General features: G+C 73.5%; 9 protein-coding genes. 7 read left to right on the forward strand and 2 right to left on the reverse strand.

Features of this window, described 5'->3' with window-relative positions; all coding sequences use genetic code 11:
- Positions 1–41: 41 nt before the first annotated feature.
- Together OU416_RS13460 and OU416_RS13465 are read right to left on the reverse strand one after the other, a co-directional pair.
- On the reverse strand, positions 42–1331 hold the full coding sequence (locus tag OU416_RS13460) for an NlpC/P60 family protein (RefSeq protein ID WP_270927252.1): 1290 nt from the start codon (positions 1329–1331) through the stop codon (positions 42–44).
- A gap of 212 nt (positions 1332–1543) precedes the next feature.
- Positions 1544–2362: an SIR2 family NAD-dependent protein deacylase gene (locus tag OU416_RS13465; RefSeq protein ID WP_270927570.1), complete on the reverse strand. Its 819-nt coding sequence runs from the start codon at positions 2360–2362 to the stop codon at positions 1544–1546.
- Positions 2363–2536: 174 nt separating this feature from the next.
- On the opposite strand from OU416_RS13465, the gene OU416_RS13470 reads away from it, so the two are divergent.
- The 7 genes from OU416_RS13470 (at position 2537) to OU416_RS13500 (ending at position 12125) form a co-directional block, all read left to right on the forward strand.
- Positions 2537–3925: a nitrate/nitrite transporter gene (locus OU416_RS13470; RefSeq protein ID WP_270927253.1), complete on the forward strand. Its 1389-nt coding sequence runs from the start codon at positions 2537–2539 to the stop codon at positions 3923–3925.
- On the forward strand, positions 3918–5993 hold the full coding sequence (locus OU416_RS13475) for a molybdopterin oxidoreductase family protein (RefSeq protein WP_270927254.1): 2076 nt from the start codon (positions 3918–3920) through the stop codon (positions 5991–5993). The genes OU416_RS13470 and OU416_RS13475 overlap by 8 nt, the downstream gene beginning before the upstream one ends.
- Entirely contained in the window at positions 5990–7372 is a 1383-nt protein-coding gene (locus OU416_RS13480; RefSeq protein ID WP_270927255.1) for an FAD-dependent oxidoreductase, read from the forward strand. The genes OU416_RS13475 and OU416_RS13480 overlap by 4 nt, the downstream gene beginning before the upstream one ends.
- Positions 7373–7508: 136 nt before the next feature.
- Positions 7509–10022 (forward strand): nitrite reductase large subunit NirB, encoded by a 2514-nt coding sequence (gene nirB / locus OU416_RS13485; protein WP_270927256.1) that lies wholly within the window; start codon positions 7509–7511, stop codon positions 10020–10022.
- Positions 10019–10342 carry a nitrite reductase small subunit NirD gene (gene nirD, locus OU416_RS13490; protein ID WP_270927257.1) on the forward strand — a complete coding sequence of 108 codons (324 nt, stop codon included), beginning with the start codon at positions 10019–10021 and terminating at the stop codon, positions 10340–10342. The genes nirB and nirD overlap by 4 nt, the downstream gene beginning before the upstream one ends.
- A complete protein-coding gene (locus OU416_RS13495) occupies positions 10339–11460 on the forward strand; it encodes a uroporphyrinogen-III synthase (protein WP_270927258.1) in 1122 nt (373 codons plus the stop codon). Before nirD ends, OU416_RS13495 begins: the two co-directional genes overlap by 4 nt.
- On the forward strand, positions 11457–12125 hold the full coding sequence (locus OU416_RS13500) for a sirohydrochlorin chelatase (RefSeq protein ID WP_270927259.1): 669 nt from the start codon (positions 11457–11459) through the stop codon (positions 12123–12125). Before OU416_RS13495 ends, OU416_RS13500 begins: the two co-directional genes overlap by 4 nt.
- The last annotated feature ends 16 nt before the right edge of the window (positions 12126–12141 follow it).

Genomic DNA, 12141 nt, shown 5'->3' on the forward strand with positions numbered 1-12141 from the left:
CACCGGAGGGCAGGCCGCGCGGCCTGCCCTCCGGGCTCCGGTCAGAGCATGCGGACCGCGTACGGGGCGATGCCGCCGTAGCGGACCGAGGTCACGCGGACCCGGGAACCCGAGTAGGGCGCTTCCACCATCTTGCCGTTGCCCAGGTAGAGGGCGACGTGGTGGATCCGGCCGCGGGTCTGCCAGAACAGCATGTCGCCGCGGCGCATCTGCGACAGCGGCACCCGGCGCCCGGACTGGTACTGGTAGCCGCTGTAGTGGTCGAGCGAGACGCCCGCACCGGCGAACGCGTAGATCATCAGCCCGGAGCAGTCGAAGCCGGTCTTGGCGTAGTCGCCGTAGGAGTCGGCCACTCCCCCGTCGCGGATGCCGCGGGTCGGTCCGCGCGAGTTGCCGCCACCCCAGGCGTACTGCACGCCGAGCTGGGACATCGCCCGGCTGATCACGACCTCGACCGACCGGCCGCTGGCCGGGGCCACCGGCCGCGCCGGGACGCGGGAGCCGGTCGCCTGTGTCGCGGCCTGCGCGGCGGCCGCTTCCTCGCGCTCCTTGTCGGCCAGCCAGTCCTGGTACTGACCGCGCTGCTGCTCCAGGCCGGACACGTGCGAGCGGGCCTCGGCCAGCTGCGCCTCGACCCCGGACTTGTCGGTCTCCAGCTGCCGCGCCTGGTCGGCCTGGGCGGTCTGGGCGGTGACCGCCGCCTGCTCGGCCGCCTCCGCCGCGCGGCGGGCGTCGTCGGCTTCCTGCCGCTTGGCCTCGGCCTCCTCCAGCGCGGCCCGGGCGAGCGAGTCCTTGTTGACCTTCTCCACGCGAGCGCGTTCGAGGTCGTCCTGCACGTCGAGCTCGGACTTGCTGATCACGTCCAGGAACAGCGCCCGGTCGAGCACGTCCTGCGGAGTCCGGGAACCGACGAACGCGGTCGCCGAGCCGACCTGGCTGCCCTGCCGGTAGCTGCCCGCCACGAACCGGTCCACGCGCTGGCGCTGCTGCTCGATGTGCTGAGCGGCCACGCCTGCCTCGACGGCGGCCGATTCCGCGGCGCGGCGAGCGTCGTCGTAGGCGTCCTCGGCCCGGCCCAGGTCGACCCGCGCCTTGTTCGCGTCCTCCATCTTGACCTCGACCTGCGCCTGCAGGTCGAGGAGCCGGGATTCCGCCTCGGCCAGCCGGTTCGCCAGCTCGCCGACCTGCCCGGCCACCTGCTGCGACCGCGCGCGGCCCGCCTGGAGCTCGGCGTCGCTGGGGTTCGGCGGCGGTGGCGGCACCGCCGCACCGACGCCCGGTGTCGCCACCCCGATGGCGATGAGCAGCGCGATGGCGGCGGTTCTACGCACGCTTCGACTTCCCGGCACGACCGTCACCTCCGCTGGTACGCCCATTCAGCGGTCATTCGTTGGGCTGAATGGAGTCACACGACGGCCTCAGACTTTGCCACTTTCGTCCCTATCGCACCACTGGGACCGATCACGACACGCGCAACATCAGCCACACGGGTCACAACTGCTCCCAGCCATTGGGATGATGACGCGCGGTGATCGCCGAGGGCTCAGGCCCAGGTGCTCGGGTCGCCCCAGGTATGCAGCGGGCGGGTCGGTTCGACCAGCGGGGCGTCGACCAGACCGGGCAGCACCTCGTCCAGCGGATCGCGCAGGACCGCCGCGGCCAGCTCGTCGTAGGGCGTCGGCTCGGCGTTGCAGATGATCAGCTCGGCACCGGCCTTGACGGCGAGCTCGACGAGACCGGCCGCCGGGTGGACGGTCAGCGAGGTGCCCGCCGCGAGGAACAGGTCGCAGTCCAGGGCGGCGCGCTGCGCGGCCCGGATCACGTCGGGGTCCAGCGACTGCCCGAAGGAGACGGTGGCGGACTTGAGGATGCCGCCGCAGGACCGGCAGGGCGGATCGGGCTCCCCGGCGGCCACTCGCTCCAGCGTCGCGGCCATCGGGCCGAGGGCACCGCAGTCCAGGCACACCACCTGGAAGATCGTGCCGTGCAGCTCCAGCACCTTGTCCCGGTCCAGGCCCGCGCGCTGGTGCAGCTCGTCGATGTTCTGGGTCAGCAGCGCGCGGAGCCGCCCGGAGCGGTCGAGGTCGACGAACGCGCGGTGCGCGGCGCTGGGCTCGGCGTGCCAGGCCGGGTGCTCGGCGCGGTTGCGCCACGCCTGCTCGCGCACCTGCGGGTCGGCGACGTAGCTGTCGATGTCGGTGAGGCGCTGGGCCGCGGGGTTCTTGGTCCACACCCCGTTGGGGCCGCGGAAGTCGGGAATGCCGGCGGAGGTCGACACCCCGGCGCCGGTCAGGGCGGTGATCCGGCGCGCTCCGCCGAACAGCTCACGCGCCCGCTGCCAATCGCCCGTGCCTCGTTGCATCACGCCTACACGGTCCCACGAACATCCGGCCACCTGTGCCATCGCCCACCGTCTGCCTGCTCACACCGCCCGGACCTGGCCTTGTGAAGGCTGGTTTGCACCCCGGTAACGCCGGGCGAGCCCGGGTGAAACACCAGGTTCCTACGTTCGGTCCAACCGACGGAAGGAGCCGAGTTGACCGCGAGAGCACCTGCCCGCAGCGGCCGCTGGATCGAGGGCTGGAACCCCGAGGACGAGCGGTTCTGGGCGTCCACCGGCAGGCGCGTGGCGCGGCGCAACCTGATCTTCTCGATCGTCTCGGAGCACATCGGCTTCTCCGTCTGGAGCATCTGGTCGGTGCTGGTGCTGTTCATGTCGCCGGAGATCGGACTGCCCTTCACCGCGGCCGAGAAGTTCCTGCTGGTGGTCACCCCGAACCTGGTGGGCGCGGTGCTGCGGCTGCCCTACGCCGCGGCGGTGACCCGCTTCGGCGGCCGCAACTGGACGGTCTTCAGCTCGGCGGTGCTGCTGGTGCCCGCCGCGCTGGCCTGCTACTTCGTGCAGCAGCCGGGCACGCCGCTGTGGGTCTTCCTGCTCATCGGCGCCACCGCCGGGGTCGGCGGCGGGAACTTCTCCTCGTCGATGACCAACATCACGATCTTCTTCCCGCAGCGCCACCAGGGCTGGGCGCTGGGGCTCAACGCGGGCGGCGGCAACCTCGGCGTGGCCGCGGTGCAGGTCGTGGGCCTGCTGGTGATCGCCGTCGCGGGCAGCACCAGCCCGGCCTACGTCGCCGCGATCTACCTGCCGCTGATCGTGGTGGCCGCCGTGTGCGCGGCGCTGTTCATGGACAACGTGGACGCGGTGCGGGCCCGGCCCGGCGCACTGCGCGAGGCCGCCGCGAACAAGCACACCTGGTGGATCTCGCTGCTCTACATCGGCACGTTCGGCTCGTTCATCGGGTACAGCTTCGCCTTCGGCCTGGTGCTGCAGACCGAGTTCGGCTTCACCCCGCTGCAGGCCGCCAGCTGGACGTTCCTGGGTCCGCTGCTGGGCTCGGTCTCCCGCCCGATCGGCGGCTGGATGTCCGACCGGCTGGGCGGTGGCCGGGTGACGCTGTGGGCGTTCACCGGCATGACCGCGGGAACGGCGGCGCTGCTGCTGGCCTCGTCGCGGGGTTCCTTCGCGGGCTACGTCGCGGCGTTCATCGTGCTGTTCGTGCTGACCGGGATCGGCAACGGCTCGACCTACAAGATGATCCCGGCGATCTTCGCCGGGGAGGCCGAGGTCGAGGTGACCGGCGGCGGCGAGGCCGTGGTGGCCTTCGCCCGGGCTCGCCGGTTGTCCGGCGCGGTCATCGGCATCGCCGGGGCGATCGGGGCGCTCGGCGGTGTGGGCATCAACATGGCCTTCCGCGCCTCCTACGGCAGCGAGGCGGCCAACGGCGACGCGGCGTTGACGGTGTTCCTCGGCTACTACGTGCTCTGCGTGCTCATCACCTGGGCGGTCTACCTGCGAGGGGCGCTCAAGAGCACCCCGGCGCCGCAGCCCTCGCCGTCGGAGGCGGAGGCCACCCGTGTCTGAGCTGCGGACCGTCGCCACTCACTGCCCCTACTGCGCCCTGCAGTGCGGCACCCGGCTGACCCGCGAGCGGCGCGGGGTGTCGGTGCGGCCGACGGACTTCCCGGTCAACCGGGGCGGGCTGTGCCAGAAGGGCTGGACCGCACCGGCCCTGCTGGACGCGGCGGACCGGCTGCGGCACCCGCTGGTGCGCCGAGGTGGTGTGCTCACCCCGGTCGACTGGGACACCGCGCTGGGCGTGGTCGCCGACGGCGTGCGGCGCCTGCGCGACGAGCACGGCGCGGACGCCGTCGGGGTGTTCGGCGGTGGCGGGCTGACCAACGAGAAGGCCTACCTGCTGGGCAAGTTCGCCCGGCTCGCGCTGGGCACCAGCCAGATCGACTACAACGGCCGGTTCTGCATGTCCTCGGCCGCGGCGGCGGGCAACGCCGCGTTCGGGGTGGACCGGGGGCTGCCGTTCCCGGTCACCGACCTCGCCGGAGCCGACGTGGTCCTGCTGGCCGGGGCCAACCCGGCCGAGACCATGCCCCCGCTGATGCAGCACCTGCGGTCCGCGCAGCTGGTGGTGATCGACCCCCGCCGCACCGCCACCGCCGAACGCGCCGCGCTGCACCTGCAGCCCGCTCCCGGCACCGATCTGGCGCTGGTGCTGGGCCTGCTGCACATCGCGGTGGCCGACGGCTGGGTGGACCGGGACTACGTCCGCACCCGCACCACCGGCTTCGACGCGGCCTGGCAGCGCGCGATGACCTGGTGGCCGGAGCGCGTCGAGCGCACCACGGGAGTTCCGGTGACCGCGCAGCGGCAGGCGGTGCGGATGCTCGCCGAGGCCGGGAGCGCTTACGTGCTCACCGGCCGCGGCGCCGAGCAGCACAGCAAGGGTGCGGACACCGTCGCGGGGTTCATCAACCTGGCACTCGCGCTCGGCCTGCCGGGGCGTCCCGGGCGCGGCTACGGCTGCCTGACCGGCCAGGGCAACGGGCAGGGCGGTCGCGAGCACGGCCAGAAGGCCGACCAGCTGCCCGGCTACCGGATGATCGACGACCCGGCCGCGCGGGAGCACGTGGCCGGGGTCTGGGGCGTGCCGCCCGAGGTGCTGCCGGGCCCGGGGCGCAGCGCCTACGAGCTGCTGGACGCTCTGGGCACCGCTGGCGGGCCTCGCGCGCTGCTGGTGTTCGGCTCCAACCCGGTGGTCTCGGCACCCAACGCCGCGCACATCGGCGACCGGCTGTCCACGTTGGACCTGCTGGTGGTGGCCGACTTCGTGCCGTCGGAGACCGCGCAGATGGCCGACGTGGTGCTGCCGGTCACGCAGTGGGCCGAAGAAGAGGGCACCATGACCAACCTGGAAGGCCGGATCCTGCGGCGGCGCCGGTTGCAGGTGCCGCCCGGGCACGCGCGCAGCGACCTGGAGGTCCTGCACGGCCTGGCGGTGCGGCTGGGCGAACCGGGCCACCGCTACCCCACCGGTCCGCGCGAGGTCTTCGACGAGCTGCGCCGCGCCTCGGCCGGTGGCAAGGCCGACTACGCCGGGATCAGCTACGAACGGCTCGACGCCGGCGAGGCCTTGCACTGGCCGTGCCCGGACGTCGAGCACCCCGGCACGCCCCGGCTGTTCCTGGACTCCTTCGCGCACTCCGACGGATTGGCCCGCTTCCAAGCCGTCGAGCACCGCGATCCCGCGGAGAGCCCGCACGAGGCGTTCCCGCTGACCGCCACCACCGGGCGGGTGCTCGCGCAGTACCAGTCCGGGGCGCAGACCAGGCGGGTCGCCGAGCTCAACGAGGCGGCACCGGAGGCGTTCGTGGAGATCCACCCGGACACCGCCGACCGCGCCGGTCTCGCCGACGGTGCGCTGGCGCGGGTGACCTCCCCGCGCGGCAGTGCGCTCGCGCGGGTGCGAGTGGTGGCCACCATGCGCACCGACACGGTGTTCCTGCCCTTCCACTTCCCAGGGGACGGCCGGGCGAACCTGCTCACCGGTGACGCGCTCGACCCGCGCAGCCGGATGCCGGAGTTCAAGGTCAGCGCGGTGCGCGTCGAACCGGTCCGGGAGGTGGTGGCCGGATGACCAGGATCGTCATCGTCGGCAACGGCCCTGCCGCGCACCGGCTCGTCGAGCGGTTGCGCGCGCACGAGCACACGGGCCCGATCACGGTGCTCGGTGCCGAGCAGCATCCCGCCTACAACCGGGTGCTGCTGGGCGCGGTGCTGGACCGCACGCTCTCCGCCGAGGCGGTGCGACTGCCCGCGGTGGACGCCGAAGTCCGGTTGCGGGTCACCGTCACCGGCATCGACCGCGGCCAGCGCGTCGTGCACACCGACACCGGCGAGCGACTCCGCTACGACGTCCTGGTGCTGGCCACGGGATCCCGGCCGCGGCTGCCCGAGATCACCGGACTGCGCGACGAGCACCTGCAACCGCTGCGCACGCTGGACGACTGCGCGCGGATCGACGGTGCCGCGGGCCCGTTCGCCGTGCTGGGCGGTGGGGTTCTCGGGGTCGAGGCGGCGCGGGTCCTGCTGGCCCGCGGCCACGCGGTCACGCTGGTGCACCCGCGCCCCCACCTGATGGACCGGCAGGTCGACGAGGCCGGTGGCCGGTTGCTGGCCGACCGGCTCGGCAAGCTCGGCGCCGGGCTCCGCCTGGGACGCAAGGCGGTCGCCTACCGGCCGGGCCGGCTGATCCTGGACAACAGCGAAGTGGTCCCGGCCAGGCTGGTGGTCGCCTGCACCGGCGTGGTGCCGGAAACCGCGCTCGCGGTGCGGACCGGGCTGGCGGTGCAGCGCGGCATCGTCGTGGACGACCGGCTGCGCACCAGCGATCCGCGCATCCACGCCATCGGCGACTGCGCCGAGCACGAGGGCCGCACCCCCGGTCTGATCGCCTCCGCGTGGGAGCAGGCCGACGCGCTCGCGGCACTGCTCACCGGAGATAACGCCCGCTACCGCGGCACCCGCGCCGTCACCCGGCTCAAGGCGCGGGGCATCGACCTCGCCTCGATCGGCTCGGTCGACGTGCTCGACAGCGCCGAGGCCGAGATCGTCACGCTCTCCGACCCGGCCAGGGGCCGGTACGCGAAGTTGGCGCTGCGGGAGGAGCGGATCACCGGTGCGGTGCTGCTCGGCTTCCCGGAGGCGATCGCATCGGTCACCCAGCTGCACGACCGCGACCTGCCGGTGCCCGCCGACCGCCTCGCGCTGCTGCTGGGCAACCCCGCCGCCGTGCCCGGCGGCCCCGTCGAGCTGTCCGACGACGCGGTGATCTGCCGCTGCAACAACGTCACCAAGAAGTCCCTGACCACCGCCTGGCAGGGCGGTGCCCGCTCGGTGCCCGAGCTGGCCAGGGCAACGCGGGCGACCACCGGCTGCGGCGGCTGCGTCGACGACGTCGCACGCCTCTGCACAGCCCTGGCCCAACGCGCTGAACACCAGAAGGGCGTCGCATGACACACCTTGTGCAACCGGAGTCCCGCTCAACCGCACCTCAGGGGACCGTGATGCAACCCAGCCACAAGAAGCCGCCAAACGCGAGAACAACACCAAACGCAACCACCACTGAAAATCGCGGAGAGGCGGGACTGCCGTGATCCGCACACTCATCATCGTTGGCCACGGGATGGTCGGCCACCGGCTCGTGGAGACGCTCCGGGAGCGCGACACCGCCGGTGCCTGGCGGATCATCGTGCTCGGCGAGGAGCCCCGACCGGCCTACGACCGGGTGGCGCTGTCGTCCTACCTGGACGGCAAGAGCGCCGAGGACCTGAGCCTGACCAGCCACGAGCTGCTGGAGGACCCGCTGGTCGACCTGCGGCTGAGCACCGCGGTGACCGGCGTCGACCGGGCCGCCCGCACGGTGTCCACATCGGACGGATCGGTGCTGGGTTACGACGCGCTGGTGCTGGCCACCGGCTCGCGGCCGTTCGTGCCGCCGGTGCCCGGTCACGACCTCGACGGCTGCTTCGTCTACCGCACCATCGAAGACCTCGACGCCATCCGCGCCGCCGCGGTGGAGGGCGAGAACGGCGTGGTGATCGGCGGTGGCCTGCTCGGGCTGGAGGCGGCCAACGCGCTGCGGCTGCTGGGGATGCGCCCGCACGTCGTGGAGATGGCGCCGCGGTTGATGCCGCTGCAGGTCGACGAGGGCGGTGGCCAGGTCCTCGGCCGCCTGGTCGGCGACCTCGGGCTGGCGGTGCACTGCGGGGCCGCGACCAAGTCCGTCGACGGCGACGGCCGGGTCCGCGGTGTCTCGCTGGCCGACGGCACGGTGATCGACACCGGGCTCGTGGTGTTCTCCGCCGGAGTCCGGCCGCGCGACGAGCTGGCCGAGGTCGCCGGGCTGGACCGCGCCGAGCGCGGTGGGATCCTGGTCGACGAGTTCTGCCGCACCAGCGACGACAACATCTGGGCCATCGGCGAGTGCGCCGCGGTGCAGGGCCGCTGCTACGGGCTGGTCGCACCCGGCTACGGCATGGCCGAAGGGGTCGCCGAGCAGCTGCTCGAGCGGGGCGGCGGTGCCTTCCCCGGCGCGGACCTGTCCACCAAGCTCAAGCTGCTCGGCGTCGACGTCGCCAGCTTCGGCGACGCGCACGGCCGGACCGAGGGCGCGCTGGAGGTCGTCTACGCCAACAACGCGGCGGGCACCTACGCCAAGCTGGTGCTCAGCGACGACGCGCGGGTGCTGCTCGGCGGAGTTCTCGTCGGCGATGCCAGCGCGTACACGGTGCTGCGACCGCTGGTGGACCGCGAGCTGCCCGCGCCGCCCGAGCAGTTGCTGCTGCCCGCCGGGTCCGGTGTGGACGCGGGCGCGCTGCCCGCCGACGCCACGGTGTGCTCCTGCAACAACGTGACCAAGCAGGACATCACCTCGGCCATCGCCGAGCAGGGGCTCACCGACGTGCCGGGGATCAAGGCCTGCACGAAGGCGGGCACCAGCTGCGGTTCGTGCGTGCCGATGCTGAAGAACCTGCTCGGCGAGTGCGGGGTGGTCACCTCCAAGGCGCTGTGCGAGCACTTCCCGCAGTCGCGCAGCGAGCTGTTCGAGATCGTCCGGGCCACCGGGATCGGCTCGTTCTCCGAGCTGATCGGCAGGCACGGCAGCGGGCGCGGGTGCGACATCTGCAAGCCCGCCGTCGCCTCCATCCTGGCCAGCCTCGGCCACGGGCACATCCTCGACGGCGAGCAGGCCGGGCTGCAGGACACCAACGACCGGTTCCTGGCCAACCTGCAGCGCAACGGCACCTACTCGGTGGTGCCCCGGGTGCCCGGCGGGGAGATCACCCCGGACAAGCTGATCGTGCTGGGCGAGGTGGCCCGCGAGTTCGGGCTGTACACCAAGATCACCGGCGGGCAGCGCATCGACCTGTTCGGCGCGCGGGTGGAGCAGCTGCCGCTGATCTGGCGGCGGCTGGTCGACGCCGGGTTCGAATCCGGGCACGCCTACGGCAAGGCGCTGCGCACCGTGAAGTCCTGCGTCGGCAACGACTGGTGCCGCTACGGCGTGCAGGACTCGGTGAGCATGGCCATCCGGCTGGAGCTGCGCTACCGGGGCCTGCGGGCGCCGCACAAGATCAAGGCCGGGGTGTCCGGGTGCGCCCGCGAGTGCGCCGAGGCGCGCGGCAAGGACTTCGGCGTGATCGCCACCGACAAGGGCTGGAACCTCTACGTCGGCGGCAACGGCGGCTTCACCCCGCGGCACGCCGAACTGCTGGCCGCCGACCTCGACGACGACCAGCTGATCCGGCTCGTCGACCGGTTCCTGATGTTCTACGTGCGCACCGCCGACCGGCTGCAGCGCACCTCGGCCTGGCTGGAGTCGCTGGAGGGCGGGCTGGAGCACCTGCGCGAGGTCGTCGTCGAGGACTCGCTGGGCATCGCCGCGGAGCTGGAGGCGGCCATGCACCAGCACGTCGACAACTACTCCGACGAGTGGGCCGGGGTGCTGGCCGATCCGGCCAAGCTGGCCCGCTTCGTCTCCTTCGTCAACGCCCCGGAGGCGCCGGACCCGACCATCCGCTTCGTGCGGGAGCGCGGTCAGATCCGGCCCGGTCCGGTGGCGCTGCCGATGCCCGCCGTCGCAACCCAGGAGGTGTCCGGATGAACTGGCAACGGATCTGCGAACTCGACCTGCTGCCGCCCGAGTGCGGGGTGCCCGCGCTGGTCCACGACCGGTCGGTGGCGGTGTTCCGCACGCGCGACGACGAGCTGTTCGCGGTCGGCAACGTCGACCCGTTCTGCGGGGCCGGGGTGATCAGCCGCGGCATCGTCGGTGATCGCGGCGGTGAGCCCACGGTCGCCTCGCCGATGCTCAAGCAGGTGTTCTCGCTGCGCACCGGGCAGTGCCTGGACGACCCGGCGGCGCGGCTGCCGGTCTACCCGGTCCGGCGCCGGGCCGACGTGGTGGAGGTCGCGCTTCCTTGACCGACGAACTCGCTGGCTACACCGTCGCGGTGACCGCGGCGCGACGGGCCGACGAGCTCGGGTCGCTGCTGGCCAGCCGCGGCGCGCGGGTCCTGCACGGCCCGGCGCTGCGGTTCCTCCCGCTGGCCGACGACACCGAGCTGCGGCGGGTCAGCCGGAGCTGCCTGGACGCGCCGCCCGACGTGGTGGTGGCCACCACCGGCATCGGCTTCCGCGGCTGGATCGAGGCGGCCGACGGGTGGGGCATCGGCGCGGAGCTGCTCTCGGCGCTGCGCCCGGCGCAGCTGCTGGCACGCGGTCCGAAAGCGCGCGGGGCGGTGCACGCCGCCGGGCTGCCCGATCCGTGGTCGCCGGTCTCGGAGTCCTCCGCCGAACTGCTGGCGCACCTGCTCGAGCAGGACCTGGCCGGGGTCCGGATCGCGGTGCAGCTGCACGGGCAGCCGCTGCCGGACTTCGTGGACGCGCTGCGCTGCGCCGGGGCTGAGGTCGTCGAGATCCCGGTCTACCGCTGGACCGCGCCCGCCGACATCGGCGCCGTGGAGAACCTGCTGCGATCGGTGTGCGCGCTGGAGGTCGACGCGGTGACCTTCACCAGCGCGCCCGCCGCGGCCGGCCTGCTCTCGCTGGCCGCCGAGCGCCGCTGCCGGGACGACCTGCTCGCGGCCTTGCGCGGTCCGGTGCTGGTCGCCTGCGTCGGTCCGGTGGCGCACGCGCCGCTGGCCGACCACGACGTGCCCGCGGTGATCCCCCAGCGGTTCCGCCTCGGCGCGCTGGTGCGTTCGCTGTGCGATGCGCTGCCGGACCGGGCACCGACGCTGCCCGTGGGCGGCCGGGAGCTGCAGGTGCGGGGGCACGCCGCGGTGGTGGACGGGGTGGTCAGACCGCTGTCCCCGCAGGGTCGGGCGCTGCTGGGCTTGCTGGCCGAGCGGCCGGGGCGGGTGGTGTCGCGGCGGGAGCTCGCCGAGGCGCTGCGCGGTGACGGGGGCTCGGCCGACGAGCACGCCGTGGAGCAAGCAGTGGCCCGCCTGCGGGCGGCGCTGGGATCTTCCGAGCTGGTGCAGACCGTGATCAAGCGGGGGTACCGGCTCCCGCTGGAACCGATGGGGGACCGACCGTGAACCCTCCGCTGCTGCTGGTCGCGCACGGCACCCGCGATCCGGGCGGGCCCCGGGTGATCGAGCGCCTGGCCGCCGCAGCGGCCGAGCACCTGGACGTACCGGTGCACGTCGGGTACGTCGACGTCATCGGACCGACCGTGGTCGAGGCGCTCGACGGCATCACCGGCCCGGTGGTCGCGCTGCCCGCGTTCCTGGCCGCCGGCTACCACGTGCGCACCGATCTGCCGGAGCAGATCGCCGCCAGCGGGCGAGCGGACGTGGCCGTCGGCACGGCGCTGGGGCCGTCCCCGGAACTCGCCGAGGTGATGCGGGAGCGGTTGGTCGCGGCCGGGTGGCGGCCCGGCAGGCGGATCGCGTTCTCCGCCGCCGGGTCCTCCGACGCGAGGGCGCTGGACGACGTGCGCGCGGCGGCGCGGCTGCTGGGCCGCCGCTGCGGGCAGTGGTTGACCCCGAGCTTCGTCACCACCGCCGCCCCGGCCACCGCCGAGGTCTGCGGTCCCGGTGACTTCATCGCGCCGTACCTGCTGGCCCCGGGGCTGTTCCACCGGCGGCTGGCGGAGCTGCCGGTGGCCGGTGTCGCCGAACCGATCGGCGATCACCCGGCCGTGGTGGAGCTCGTCGCGCGCCGCTACCGGCAGGCCCGGCGCGCGGTGCCCGCTGCCTGAAAACCCGGCCGGTGGG

It is taken from the genome of Saccharopolyspora indica (genome assembly GCF_027853965.1).
Lineage (GTDB): Bacteria > Actinomycetota > Actinomycetes > Mycobacteriales > Pseudonocardiaceae > Saccharopolyspora > Saccharopolyspora indica.